Consider the following 13,541-nt stretch of genomic DNA (forward strand, 5'->3'; position numbering starts at 1 on the left):
ACCCGCACCGAACAGACCGCCGATCCAGCGGAGCCTAAAGCGCCGGGTAGGCGTTCTTCATGAGCTCCTGGAACTGCGCCGAGAACCAGTGCCCGGAGACAGGCGCGTTCGGCAGCGCGCCCGACATGTTGTTGTTGTTCCGCGGGTTACCGGTGTACGTCGGGTCGCACATCCGGTCGAAGCCCTTGCCCTCGTCGTTCGGGATCGCCGAGCTGGAGCCGTCGGACTCGCCCGGAGGCTTCATCCACACGTACGCGTCGATCCCGGTCGCCGGAGCGGCCTTCGGACGCTCGCCCAGGCCCGCGCCGGACTGGTTGCACCAGTTGCCGGTCTGGAAGCGCCGGTCGTAGCGTCCGCCGTCGACGTACGTGTCGACAGTGGTCGTCGCGCCCGGGCCGGTGGGCCGAGCGGTGCCGCCCCAGCCGTTCCTGGACGTGTCGATCAGCATGCCGATGGTGGACGGGAAGCCGACCGTGACCAGCTGGTTGCGGAAGGCCTGGGCGAAGGAGAGTTCGTCGGTGTACCGGTTCCAGTCCACCCACTTCGACTCGCGGACGGACTTGCCGGCCACGGTGTCGTTGATGGTGAAGTTGTTCTCCTTCAGGGCGCTGTAGTTCGCCGTGTTGGAGATGAACCCGTGCACGTCGTTGACCGTCGCGCCCTCGGCGGTGGCCGCCTGCTTGAACAGGTCGGCGGAGGCACCGAAGTTGTCGTCCCAGCCGATCCAGCCGTGGTGGCCGGCGTCGACGTAGTTGTAGACGTTCGGCACGTCACCGAGCTTGTTGAGCGCGTAGCCGACACCCTTGACGTAGTTGCCGTTGGCCTTCATCACGTCGCACGCGGGCGTTGCCGTGACCCGGCTGCCGGTGTTGGTGACGAGGTTGGGCAGCGAGTCGATCTCGACGGTCGTGACGATGCGCAGGCCCGCGTACTTGGTGTCCGCGAGGATCGCCGCGATCGGGTCGATGTACTGGGTCTTGTACTTGTCGATCTCCGTCGGGCCGAGTTCGCCGTTGGAGGAGAGGGCGGCGCAGTCGCGGCCGGGCAGGTCGTAGATGACCAGCTGGACGACGAGTTCGCCGGTGCCCTTCTGCTGGAGGGCCGCGTCGAGGTGGGCACGCAGACCCATCCCGCCGTTGACCCCGTTGATCGCCGCGATCCGGTCCAGCCACACGCCGGTGGGCTGGCTGGAGATCCGGCTGCCGCCCGTCTCCGCGGCGGCCTTCGCCGACCACTCCGGGTTCACGTACACCTTGGCGCCGGCGTACGGGTTGTCGACTCTCGTACCGGTGCCGGGGTCCGGCGGGTTCGTGGGGCCGGTCCCGCCGTCGACATTGCAGGTGACGCCGTCGAGGGTGAACGTGGTCGGGAGCGCGTTGGTGCCGCTGTAGCTGCCGTTGAAGCCGAAGCTCACCGAACCACCGGTGGCGAGCGTCCCGTTGTAGGTCTCGTTGGCGGCGGTCACGGCGGTGCCGCTCTGGCTGAACTTCGCGTTCCAGCCGCTGGTGACCTGCTGGTTGCCGGCGTACGACCACTTCACGGCCCAACTCGACTTGGCCGCACTGTTGTTGGTGACGTTGACGGCGGCGGTGAAGCCGGTGGACCACTGGTTCTGCACCGTGTAGGTGACGGTGCAGGGAATCGCCGCGATGCCGGCGCCGGCCTGCGACGCGGCTGCCGCGGCGCCCGTGGCACCGGCGACCAGCGCCATGGAGGCGAGGATCGCTGTTCTGGTACGGCTCATGAGTGCGGATGTCCTCTCGTTTTCCTGTGGGGTGAGAAGCGCCTTGCTGTGATGGGGAGTTGATGCGCTAACCGATGGCCCGCAAGTGGTCGCGCAGACCGATTCCGAAGGCTGTGGGTGTGCCGTCGTAACCGGAGATCAGGGACGGGCCGGTGGCGCAGTTCCAGGTGTTCCAGGTCCAGCCGAGGTACGACAGGGAGCGGTCGTCGAACCACTTCATGACCCGGTCGACGAAGGAGTGCGCGCAGGTGTTCTCGCCGATCTCGCCCGCCACCAGGGGAACCTGGGCGGCGACCGGCGCGAGTGTCGAGTCCCAGCAGCTCTCGCTGGAGCACGAGTTGAAGTTGTAGATGTGCCAGGCGGCGGCGAGATTGCCCGCCGGGTCGGCCGGCCTGTACGTCAGCCACTGGCCGAGGTCGTTCGAGTACGCGAGCCCGCCGGCCAGGATCACGTTCTTGGCGCCGGTGGCACGGACCGCGTCGATCAGATCCTGCATACCGGCGACCTCGTACCCGATGCCGGGGCAGGTGCCGCCGTCCCGCCAGCAGGTCCAGGCCTGGGCCGCCGTGGAGGTGGCACGGTCCGGGTAGGGCTCGTTGAACAGGTCGAACACGACGGCCTGGTCACCCTTGAAGGTGTTCGCGACCGAGGTCCAGAAGGCGGGCGAGTACTGCATGTCGGGCATCGGCTTCTGGCAGCTGGCGTGCACGTCGGAGCAGCCGGCCGAGTTGCCCGTGTACTGGCCCCAGGACCAGTGCAGTTCGACCAGCGGTGTCATGCCGTGCGCCTTCACCTTCGCCACCAGGTCCTTGACGGCGGCGATGTAGTTGGCGCCCGCGTACTCGGGTTTGATGTTGGACAGGCCGAGCCAGCACTCCTCGTTCAGCGGGATGCGTACGGTGTTGACCTTCCAGTCGGCGATCGCCTTGACCGAGGCGTCGTCGACCGGTCCGTCCCAGATGCCGGTGCCCTGGACGCAACCGAACTCGCCGCCGGAGCGGTTGACGCCGAGCAGCCGCCGGGTGGCGCCGCCGGAGTCGACGAGTTTGTTGCCGGACACGTGCAGGGCGGGTGCCCCGGCCTCGGGAACCGGTGGAACGGTGGGCGATGGAGTCGGGGTCGGGGTCGGCTCCGAATCCATGTTGCACGTCGTCCCGTTGAGCTTGAACGACGCCGGTACGGGATTGCTCCCGGACCGTGAGGCGATGAACCCCGCGCTGACGCTCGCACCCGTGCCCAGCGAGCCGTTGTAGCTCTCGTTGGCCGCGGTGACGGTGGTGCCGGCCTGGGACCACTTGGCGTTCCAGCCCTGGGTGAGCTTCTGACCTGCGCCGAAGTCGAAGGTCAGACTCCAACTGCTGAGCGTCGTCTGGTTGTTGGTGATCCTGACGGAGCCCTGGAAGCCGGCGTCCCACGTACTGGTGACCGAGTACTCCACCGTGCACGCGGGGGTGGCTCCCGACGCTGTGAAAACCGGTGCGACCGCGGTGCCCACAAGGGCGACGGCAGCGCCGAGTACGACTAAAAGACCTGAACGCGGAGGGTGTCGCATGAGCGACTCCTTGCAGATCGGGCGCGTCGCTCGGACGCGTCGACTGACGGAATCGCTCCCACTGGTGTCAACGAAGTTAGCGCCAAGTGACGGCAAAGGACAGAGGGGTTGCCGTGTTTCCATCAGATGTCGTCGTCGAATCAATTCGAGTCTTCAAACACCTTGACCCTTGACACGCCTGTCCCCAATATGGGAGCGCTCCCACTGGTTCAAGGCTTGTTGCTCCTCCCCACATCTCCACGAGCACCTCCGAGCCCGCTAGGAGGAACCAGCACCATGCACCCCCGACACAGACGCCGCAGCGCGCGGCGGTTCTGGACCGCTGCCGTGGCGGTCCTCGCCCTCCCCCTGACCATGCTTGCGACGGGCACAACTCCCGCTCAGGCGGCGGCAGTTCAGTGCAGCGTCGACTACAAGGCGAACGACTGGGGTTCCGGTTTCACCGCGGACCTGACGATCACCAACCGCGGTACGGACGTCATCAACGGCTGGACACTGACGTACGCCTACGCGGGCAACCAGAAGCTCAGCAACGGCTGGAACGGCACCTGGTCCCAGTCCGGCCAGACGGTCACCGTGCAGAACGCGACGTACAACGCGACGATCGCCGCCGGCGCCGCCGTCAGCACCGGTGGACAGTTCACGTACAGCGGCACCAACGCCGCGCCGACCTCGTTCGCGATCAACGGGACAACCTGCGCCGGGGCCCACCAGCCGCCGGTCGCGGTGCTGACCAGTCCGGCCGCGGGCGCGGTCTACTCGCAGGGTGACGCGGTGCCGATGGCCGCCACGGCGGCTGCGGCGGACAGCGCGACGATCACGAAGATCGAGTTCTACGACGACACCACGCTGCTCGGCACGGACACGACCGCGCCGTACACGTACTCGGCCACCGGACTGGCCGTGGGCAGTCATTCGCTGCTGGCGAAGGCGTACGACAGCCTGGGTGCCTCGGCACCGTCCACGCCGGTCGGCATCACGGTCGCCTCGGGTCCCGCCGTGGTCGCCGTACCGACCCAACTCGGCGTCCAACAGGGCAAGACGGGCACGTACGACGTGAAGCTGTCGACACAGCCGAGCGCGAACGTGACCGTGACGACGGCCCGTGCGAGCGGCAACACCGGCCTGTCGGTGACGGGCGGCGCCTCGCTCACCTTCACACCGTCGAACTGGAACACGGCCCAGAAGGTGACGATCACCGCCAACGCGACGGGCACCGGATCGGCGGCCTTCGACTCGACGGCCACCGGCCACGCCAAGGCGACGGTCACCGTCACGGAGCTGGCGGCCTCGAAGGTGTACGACGCCCGCTTCCTGGACCTCTACGGCAAGATCACCAACCCGGCCAGCGGCTACTTCTCCCCCGAGGGCATCCCCTACCACTCGGTGGAGACGCTGATCGTCGAGGCGCCGGACCAGGGCCACGAGACCACGTCGGAGGCGTACAGCTACCTCCTGTGGCTCCAGGCCATGTACGGCAAGGTGACGGGCGACTGGACCAAGTTCAACGGCGCCTGGTCGATCATGGAGCAGTACATGATCCCCACCCACGCCGACCAGCCGACCAACTCCTTCTACAACGCGTCCAAGCCGGCGACGTACGCCCCCGAGTGGGACCTGCCGAGCCAGTACCCGGCCAAGCTGGACACCGCCGTCTCGGTCGGCACGGACCCGATCGCGGCCGAGCTGAAGACCGCGTACGGCACGGACGACGTCTACGGTATGCACTGGCTCCAGGACGTCGACAACGTGTACGGCTACGGCAACGCGCCCGGCAAGTGCGAGGCGGGCCCGACGGACACCGGTCCCTCCTACATCAACACCTTCCAGCGCGGACCGCAGGAGTCGGTGTGGGAGACCGTTCCGCAGCCGACCTGCGACGCCTTCAAGTACGGCGGGACGAACGGGTACCTGGACCTGTTCACCGGCGACGCGTCGTACGCCAAGCAGTGGAAGTACACCGACGCCCCGGACGCCGACGCGCGCGCCGTGCAGGCCGCGTACTGGGCGGACGTCTGGGCGAAGCAGCAGGGCAAGGGCGGTGACGTCTCGACGACCGTCGGCAAGGCCGCCAAGATGGGCGACTATCTGCGGTACTCGATGTACGACAAGTACTTCAAGAAGATCGGCAACTGTGTCGGCCCGACGGCCTGCGCCGCCGGTACCGGCAAGGACGCCTCGCACTATCTGATGTCCTGGTACTACGCGTGGGGCGGCGCCACCGACACCTCGGCCGGCTGGGCCTGGCGCATCGGCTCCAGCCACACGCACGGCGGCTACCAGAACCCCCTGGCCGCCTACGCGCTCAGCTCGTACGCCGACCTGAAGCCCAAGTCGGCGACAGGGCAGGCGGACTGGACGAAGTCGCTGCAGCGGCAGGTCGAGTTCTACCGCTGGCTCCAGTCCAACGAGGGCGCCATCGCGGGCGGCGCGACCAACAGCTGGGCGGGCCGCTACGCGACCCCGCCGACCGGTACGCCGACCTTCTACGGCATGTACTACGACGAAGCGCCCGTGTACCACGACCCGCCGTCCAACCAGTGGTTCGGCTTCCAGGCGTGGTCCATGGAGCGGGTCGCCGAGTACTACCAGCAGACGGGCAACGCGGCGGCGAAGACCGTCCTGGACAAGTGGGTCGACTGGGCCCTGTCCAAGACGACCGTCAACCCCGACGGCACCTACCGCATCCCGTCGACGCTCCAGTGGTCGGGTGCCCCCGACACCTGGAACGCCACAACTCCGGGTGCCAACACGGGACTTCACGTCACCGTCGCCGACTACACCAACGACGTGGGCGTGGCGGCGGCGTACGCCAAGACGCTGACGTACTACGCCGACCGCTCCGGTGACACCGAGGCGGCGACGACGGCGAAGGCGCTGCTGGACGGCATGTGGACCAACTACCAGGACACCCTGGGCATCGCCGTCCCGGAGACCCGCACGGACTACAACCGTTTCGACGACGCCGTCTACGTGCCGTCGGGCTGGACGGGGAAGATGCCGAACGGCGACACGGTCAACTCGTCGTCGACCTTCATCTCGCTCCGCTCCTTCTACAAGAACGACCCCAACTGGTCGAAGATCGAGGCGTACTTGGCCGGTGGCGCCGCGCCCTCGTTCACCTATCACCGGTTCTGGGCCCAGGCGGACATAGCCCTCGCCATGGGTTCGTACGCGGAGCTACTCGAATAGCCCCCGCCGGGTCCAACAGGACCTGAGCTCCGCGTACCGCGCCGGGCGGCCCCTTCCCGCACTGGGGGCCGCCCGGCGTCGCGCACTTCGCTCCCCCACACCCCCTCGCTCTCCCCAGAGACCTCTTGCTGAGAGGACCCCCCCATGCGAAGAACCCGTATCCTCACGGCCGTACTGGCCCTGACCGCAGGCCTGTTGACGGGCAGTTCACTCGCGCTGGCCGCCCCGTCCGCCGCGGAGGTGAAGCTCGCGGCAGACACGTACACCTGGAAGAACGCCCGGATCGACGGCGGCGGCTTCGTCCCCGGCATCGTCTTCAACCGCACCGAGAAGAACCTGGCGTACGCCCGTACGGACATCGGCGGCGCCTACCGCTGGCAGGAGTCGACGAAGACGTGGACCCCGCTGACGGACTCGGTCGGCTGGGACCGCTGGGGCCACACCGGAGTGGTCAGCCTCGCCTCCGACGCCGTGGACCCGAACAAGGTGTACGCGGCTGTCGGCACGTACACGAACAGCTGGGACCCGGGAAACGGCGCAGTGCTGCGGTCCGGTGACCGGGGAGCGAGCTGGCAACGGGCCGATCTTCCCTTCAAGTTGGGCGGAAACATGCCCGGCCGGGGCATGGGTGAGCGTCTCGCCGTCGACCCGAACAGGAACAGCGTGCTGTATCTGGGCGCGCCCAGCGGCAAGGGGCTGTGGCGGTCGACGGACTCGGGGGCGACCTGGGCTCAGGTGGCGAACTTCCCCAACGTCGGGAACTACGCGCAGGATCCGACCGACACCAGCGGATACGGGAGCGACAACCAGGGCATCGTCTGGGTCACCTTCGACGAGTCCACGGGTACGTCGGGTACCGCGACCCGCACGATCTACGTCGGTGTCGCCGACAAGGACAACGCGGTGTACCGCTCGACGGACGCGGGCGCGACCTGGTCGCGGCTGGCCGGGCAGCCCACCGGCTATCTGGCCCACAAGGGCGTACTGGACGCGAAGAACGGCTATCTGTACCTGCCGTACAGCGACAAGGGCGGCCCGTACGACGGCGGCAAGGGCCAGTTGTGGCGGTACGCGACGGCCACCGGCACCTGGACGAACATCAGCCCGGTCGCGGAGGCGGACACCTACTACGGCTTCAGCGGGCTGACCATCGACCGGCAGAAACCGGGCACGGTGATGGCGACGGCGTACAGCTCGTGGTGGCCGGACACACAACTCTTCCGCTCCACGGACAGCGGCGGCACCTGGACGAAGGCCTGGGACTACACCTCGTATCCCACTCGCGCGAACCGCTTCACGATGGACGTCTCGTCCTCCCCGTGGCTGACCTTCGGCGCGAACCCCTCGCCGCCCGAACAGAGCCCGAAACTGGGGTGGATGACGGAGTCGCTGGAGATCGACCCGTTCAACTCGAACCGCATGATGTACGGAACGGGCGCGACGGTCTACGGCACCGAGAACCTCACCAACTGGGACAGCGGCAGCCAGTTCAGCATCAAGCCGATGGTCCAGGGCCTGGAGGAAACGGCGGTCCTCGACCTGGCCGCTCCCCCGTCGGGCGGGGCCGTGCTGCTGAGCGCCCTGGGCGACATCGGCGGTTTCCGGCACACGGATCTCACCAAGGTCCCCTCGATGATGTTCACTTCACCGAACTTCACCACCACCACGAGCCTGGACTACGCCGAGACGAACCCGGGGATCGTGGCCCGCGTCGGCGACCTGGACTCGGGCCCGCATGTCGCGTTCTCGACGGACAACGGCGCCAACTGGTTCGCGGGGACGGACCCTTCGGGCGTCTCGGGCGGCGGCACGATCGCGTCGGCGTCGGACGGCAGCCGGTTCGTGTGGAGTCCGGCGGGCACGGGCGTGCAGTACGCGACGGGCTTCGGTACGTCGTGGTCGGCGTCGTCGGGCATCCCGGCGGGCGCGATCGTCGAGTCCGACCGGGTGGACCCGAAGACGTTCTACGGCTTCAAGTCAGGGAAGTTCTACGTAAGTTCGGACGGCGGAGCCACCTTCACGGCGTCGGCGGCAACCGGCCTCCCGGCCGGCGACAGCGTGCGTTTCAAGGCGCTGCCGGGCACGAAGGGCGACGTCTGGCTGGCGGGCGGCGCGACGGACGGCGCGTACGGCCTGTGGCACTCGACGAACGGCGGTACGACGTTCACCAAGCTGTCCAACGTCGACCAGGCCGACACGATCGGCTTCGGCAAGGCGGCGACGGGAGCGACCTACCAGACGCTCTACACGAGCGCGAAGATCGGCGGCGTACGCGGCATCTTCCGCTCCACGGACAAGGGCGCGACCTGGACGCGCATCAACGACGACGCCCACCAGTGGGGTTGGACGGGCGCGGCGATCACCGGTGACCCGAGGGTGTACGGGCGCGTGTATGTGTCGACGAACGGGCGCGGTGTCGTCTACGGCGAGTCGTCGGACGCGAGCGGCGGCGGAGGCGGCACGGATCCGACGCCCACGCCCACGCCGACACCGACGCCCACGGGCGCCTGCACGGTGACGTACAAGGTCACCAGCGAGTGGTCGGGCGGCTTCCAGGCTGACGTGAAGCTCGCCAACACCGGCACAACCGCCTGGAACGGCTGGTCACTTGGCTGGTCCTTCCCGAACGGCCAGACCGTCTCCCAGCTCTGGAACGCCGAGTACACCCAGTCGGGTGCCGCGGTGACGGCGAAGAACGTGAACTGGAACGCGAACGTGGCGGCCGGATCGTCGGTGAGCTTCGGATTCACGGGCAACTGGTCGGCCACGAACGGAAAACCGACCGCGTTCAAGCTGGGCGACCAGAGCTGCACGGTCGCCTGAGATCGGTGGGTGCGTGTCCGGCGGGACACGCACCCACCGTCGTTCACGGTGTGTAGACGGTCGGCCTCGGGGCCGTCGGCATGCCGTTGCCGATGAAGAAGCTGGGGTGTGGGGGCTGGTTGTACGCCGTGTTCTGCCAGGCGATGCCCGTGCGGTACATCGTGTCGTGCAGCAGGGTCGTGATCTTCGTCGTCGTTTCGATCGGCGTCGAGTAGATGCGCAGAGCCGTGTTGTCGCTCGTCGCCCAGACGACCTCCTCGCGCCAGTCGCCGAAGAGGTCCCCGGAGAGCGCCGGGGTGGCCTTCGTGCTGTTGTTGGAGTGGACGGACGCGCCGGTCAGCAGGCGGGTGTCGGCGGACGTGCCGTACTTGTCGATGTGCGTGCCGTCGAGGAGTTCCCGGACCGGGTCGGCGTCCCACCAGGAGAGGAAGTTGACGGAGGACGGTTCGCGGCCCTTGGTGGCGCCGGCCTCGTCGCGGATCGAGGAGTCCGAAGCCGACCAGACCTCCGCTCCGTCATTGCCCGCCCAGATGTCCCCGGCGACTCCCCTGCCGTTGTCGCAGCAGGCCGCGATGCTCCAGTCGACCGTGCCGTTCGCCGGGTTGATGTACAGTTCGGCCGGCTGGGAGCTCGACTCGGACACCTTGAAGTACTCCAGGCCCGCGTGGCCCGGGTCCAGATCGCCCAGGTGCTGGGCGTCGCCGTGGCCCGTCTTCGTCGTCCACAGCCCGTTGCCGTTGTCGTCGACGGCCATCGCGCCGTAGACGATCTCGTCCTTGCCGTCACCGTCGACATCCCCGACGGACAGGCTGTGCGAGCCCTGCCCGTCGAATCCCTTGCCGCTGTTGGTGGAGGAACTGGAGTCGAAGGTCCAGCGGCGCGTGAACGCCCCGTTCCGCCAGTCCCAGGCCGCGAGCACGGTACGCGTGTAGTAGCCGCGCGCCATGATCAGGGAGGGCCGGGCGCCGTCCAGATAGGCGGTACCGGCGAGGAACCGGTCGACCCGGTTGCCGTAGGAGTCGCCCCACGACGAGACGGTGCCGCGCGCCGGGACGTAGTCGACCGTACCCATCGCCTTGCCGGTCTGCCCGTTGAACATGGTCAGGTACTCGGGCCCGGAGAGCACGTACCCGCTCGAATTCCGGTAGTCCGACGCGGAGTTGCCGATGACTGCGCCCGTCCCGTCGACCGTCGCGTCCGCCGTCCTCATGGCGACCTCGGCCTTCCGGTCGCCGTCGTAGTCGTACACCTGGAACTGCGTGTAGTGCGCGCCCGAACGGATGTTGCGGCCCAGGTCGATACGCCACAACCGGGTACCGTCGAGCTTGATCCCGTCGACGATCGTGTTGCCGGTGTACCCGGACTGGGAGTTGTCCTTGGCATTGGTGGGCTGCCACTTCAGTACGAAGTCGAGCGCGCCGTCCCCGTCCAGGTCGCCGACCGAGGCGTCGTTCGCCTCGTAGGTGTAGGCGACCCCGTCGGGAGTCGTGCCGCCGGCGGGCGGGGTGATCGGGACGTCCTTGTATCCGGTACGGAACTGGATCGCGTGGACGGAGTCGGCCTGTTCCACGCCGCCGACGACCGCCCGGACCGTGTAGTCGGCCTGGGCGGGGGCGCCCGCGTGGAAGTAGTTCGTGGAGCCGGTCACCGGCGTCGAGTTGACCTTCGCGCCGGCCCGGTAGACGTTGAAGGACACGTCGTTCGGGTCGGTGCCGAGCCAGCGCCAGCCGACCAGGTTGCCGCTGTCGGTGTGCACGCTGACGACACCCCGGTCGAGCGCCTCGACCTGCCGGGCGGTGGCGGCCTCGGCTGGTGCCGCGGAGAGCGACACCAGCCCTGCGGCGGCGAGCGCTCCGGCGGTCACGGCGGACAGCAGGGTCCGGCGTCTGATGCGGGTGGGGGGATGGGGCTGGGCATGCGGCTGCGGGTGCTGCACGGTACCTACCTCCTGTGGGGCGGACGGGTTCCACTTCCCAGTCGCCGCCGCCCGCACGGGAGTTGCCGCCCCGATGCGCCACGTCTGCTTGTCCCGAAGCGAGTTGTGTCGCCGCCCTCAGGATGAATACGGCTTCCGGAACGCCCGCAGCGTGAACACCGGGTCCGGGCGGGGGCGGTCCTGGTCGGGCAGCGCCTCCAGCCGGGCGGCGAAGCCGTCGGCGAGCGGGTCGCCCGGCGGTAACGTCATGAACCATCCGCGTCTCAGGTCCGCGACGGCCCGCCGGGGACTGCGCCCCTGCCCATACCCCCGGAAGCGCGCCTCACCGGCCGGAACCAGCCCGTGGCCGACAGCATGCGCCTCGACGACAGCCGCCGCGTCCAGTGCCGCACGCCAAGGGCGCGAGGCGAGGACTGCGTCGATGTCACTGCCCACGTTGTGCGAGGCGCCCTTGTCGACGGTGGTGACGTACACCCCGCCCGGCCGCAGCACCCGCGCGCACTCCCCGACGATGGCTCTGACGTCCTCGGCCCGCCCGGCGAGATGCAGCAGCCACACACTGGTCACCGCCTCCAACCGGCCGTCCAGAAAGGGAAGTTGACGGCTGTCGGCGAGTACGACGGCCCCCGGCAGCCGGGCGGCGGCCCGTCTCGCCATCGCGTCGGTCAGGTCGACGCCCACCACCCCGGTCCCGGCCCGCGCCGCAGCGAGCCGCCGGGTCACGATGCCCGTGCCGCACGCCACGTCGAGCAGGCTGCGCGTCGCTTCGGGTACGAGGCTCAGCACGGCCTCCGCGGCGGCCGCCGCCCTGGGCTCGCCGCCGCGCGAGGCGTCGTACCGCTCCGCCTCCTGGCTGTAGTCCAGCACGATCGCGTTCCCTCGGCCCGGTCAGCTCGCCCCGTGGCCCGGTGCGAGGGCCTCGACTCTGCGGGCGAGCTGGAAGTCGAGGTCCGTGACGGCGCCGCCCGCACTGTGGGTGTTCACGGTGAGTGAGACCGTGTTGTAGCCGAGGGTGAGATCGGAGTGGTGGCCCAGTTCCTCCTGGACCTGCGCGATGTGGATGACCAGTGCCGTCGCGGCGAAGTGCGAGCCGAGGCGATAGGAACGGGCGATACGGTCCCCGTCGAGCGACCAGCCGGGCAGCCGCGCCAGCCGGTCCTCGATCACCTTCTGCGACAGCGGTTCGACGGGCATGGCCACGCTCCTTCCCTGATGTGGGGTGCCCTCCCAGCGTGCCACAGGCCGGGCCTTCCGGCCCTGGTCAGGAGGGTGCCCGCCGCCCGTTTCGCACGTCGGGGACCGGCCGGCCGCGTGTTCGTCCGCCCACTCTCCGCCGCGCCTCGGCTACGGTCGTCGTATGACCACGGTCCCGACCGGCGGTGCGGCCCGCCCCCTCACTCGCGCGGACAAGGCCCACAAGGCCCACAGAGCTCACGGCGCTCTCAGGGCTCACGGGGCCCACGAGGGAGTCGGCCCGCTGCTGCGGGTCTGGCGGGAGCGGCGGCGCGTCAGCCAGCTCGAACTGGCCCTGCGGGCCGACTCGTCCGCCCGCCACATCAGCTTCGTCGAGACGGGCCGCTCCCGCCCGAGCGAGGAACTGCTGCTTCGGCTCGCGGAACACCTGGCCGTCCCGGTCCGGGACCGCAACGCCCTTCTCCTGGCGGCAGGTTACGCCCCGCGCTACCGCCAGACCCCGCTCGACGACCCGGCACTGGACTCCCTGCGCGAGGGCATCGAGCGGTTGATCCAGGGCTACGAGCCCTACCCGGCGTTCGTGGTGGACGCCACGTACGACGTCCTGGCCGCCAACCGGGGCATCCTGATGCTCCTCGACGGTGTCTCCGAGTCCGTACTGGCACCACCGCTGAACGCTATGCGCCTGACCCTGCATCCGGAGGGTCTGGCCCCGCGCATCCGTAACCTTCCGGAGTGGCGCGGGCACCTGCTCGCCCAGATGGAACGCCAGATCGCCCTGCACCGCTCGGAGCCGCTGCGCGCGCTGTACGAGGAGGTCGCCGCGTACCCGGTACCGGAGGGACGGGAGAGCCCGCCGGACCGGACGGCCGACTCAGCGTTCACATCCGAATCCGCATCCGAATCCGCGTTCGCGTTCGCCCTGCCGATGCGGATCGAGCACGAGGGCCGAGTGCTCTCCTTCGTCTCGTCGATCTCCACCTTCAACACCCCGATGGACATCACCGTCGCCGAGCTGGCCATCGAGACACTCCTCCCGGCCGACCCGGCAACGGTCAAGTACCTCCACACGATGATGAGTTGAGAGTCGGCCGAAGCGA

At 68.8% G+C, this 13,541-nt stretch carries 8 protein-coding genes; 3 read left to right on the top strand and 5 right to left on the bottom strand.

The annotated features are described in order from the left end of the window. Positions 1-34: 34 nt before the first annotated feature. Positions 35-1,744: a glycoside hydrolase family 6 protein gene (locus ACW4TU_RS06785; protein ID WP_457425616.1), complete on the bottom strand. Its 1,710-nt coding sequence runs from the start codon at positions 1,742-1,744 to the stop codon at positions 35-37. Between the two features lie 67 nt (positions 1,745-1,811). Beyond that, positions 1,812-3,296: a cellulase family glycosylhydrolase gene (locus ACW4TU_RS06790; protein ID WP_457425618.1), complete on the bottom strand. Its 1,485-nt coding sequence runs from the start codon at positions 3,294-3,296 to the stop codon at positions 1,812-1,814. Between the two features lie 276 nt (positions 3,297-3,572). Here ACW4TU_RS06790 and ACW4TU_RS06795 point away from each other — a divergent pair, with 276 nt between their 5' ends. Together ACW4TU_RS06795 and ACW4TU_RS06800 are read left to right on the top strand one after the other, a co-directional pair. Next, positions 3,573-6,488, top strand: a complete 2,916-nt coding sequence (locus ACW4TU_RS06795; protein WP_457425620.1) for a glycoside hydrolase family 48 protein — start codon at positions 3,573-3,575, stop codon at positions 6,486-6,488. 144 nt (positions 6,489-6,632) lie between these two features. Beyond that, on the top strand, positions 6,633-9,311 hold the full coding sequence (locus ACW4TU_RS06800; RefSeq protein WP_457425622.1) for a cellulose binding domain-containing protein: 2,679 nt from the start codon (positions 6,633-6,635) through the stop codon (positions 9,309-9,311). 43 nt (positions 9,312-9,354) lie between these two features. On the opposite strand, the gene ACW4TU_RS06805 is transcribed toward ACW4TU_RS06800, so the two are convergent. The 3 genes from ACW4TU_RS06805 to ACW4TU_RS06815 form a co-directional block, all read right to left on the bottom strand. Beyond that, positions 9,355-11,247: a rhamnogalacturonan lyase gene (locus ACW4TU_RS06805; RefSeq protein ID WP_457425624.1), complete on the bottom strand. Its 1,893-nt coding sequence runs from the start codon at positions 11,245-11,247 to the stop codon at positions 9,355-9,357. 117 nt (positions 11,248-11,364) lie between these two features. Further along, positions 11,365-12,114 (bottom strand): class I SAM-dependent methyltransferase, encoded by a 750-nt coding sequence (locus ACW4TU_RS06810; protein ID WP_457425626.1) that lies wholly within the window; start codon positions 12,112-12,114, stop codon positions 11,365-11,367. 21 nt (positions 12,115-12,135) lie between these two features. Continuing rightward, positions 12,136-12,441, bottom strand: a complete 306-nt coding sequence (locus ACW4TU_RS06815) for a 4a-hydroxytetrahydrobiopterin dehydratase (protein WP_457425628.1) — start codon at positions 12,439-12,441, stop codon at positions 12,136-12,138. A 163-nt stretch (positions 12,442-12,604) separates the two neighbouring features. Between ACW4TU_RS06815 and ACW4TU_RS06820 the strand changes: the two genes are divergently transcribed. After that, on the top strand, positions 12,605-13,525 hold the full coding sequence (locus tag ACW4TU_RS06820) for a helix-turn-helix domain-containing protein (RefSeq protein ID WP_457425630.1): 921 nt from the start codon (positions 12,605-12,607) through the stop codon (positions 13,523-13,525). Positions 13,526-13,541 lie beyond the last annotated feature (16 nt).

Source organism: Streptomyces kryoterrae, assembly GCF_054072135.1.

What these genes read in the sequence shown, in the direction of transcription:
- ACW4TU_RS06785 (WP_457425616.1), bottom strand. Translation starts at nt 1,744, where the DNA reads ATGAGCCGTACCAGAACAGCGATCCTCGCCTCCATGGCGCTGGTCGCC.
- ACW4TU_RS06790 (WP_457425618.1), bottom strand. Translation starts at nt 3,296, where the DNA reads ATGCGACACCCTCCGCGTTCAGGTCTTTTAGTCGTACTCGGCGCTGCC.
- ACW4TU_RS06795 (WP_457425620.1), top strand. Translation starts at nt 3,573, where the DNA reads ATGCACCCCCGACACAGACGCCGCAGCGCGCGGCGGTTCTGGACCGCT.
- ACW4TU_RS06800 (WP_457425622.1), top strand. Translation starts at nt 6,633, where the DNA reads ATGCGAAGAACCCGTATCCTCACGGCCGTACTGGCCCTGACCGCAGGC.
- ACW4TU_RS06815 (WP_457425628.1), bottom strand. Translation starts at nt 12,441, where the DNA reads ATGCCCGTCGAACCGCTGTCGCAGAAGGTGATCGAGGACCGGCTGGCG.
- ACW4TU_RS06820 (WP_457425630.1), top strand. Translation starts at nt 12,605, where the DNA reads ATGACCACGGTCCCGACCGGCGGTGCGGCCCGCCCCCTCACTCGCGCG.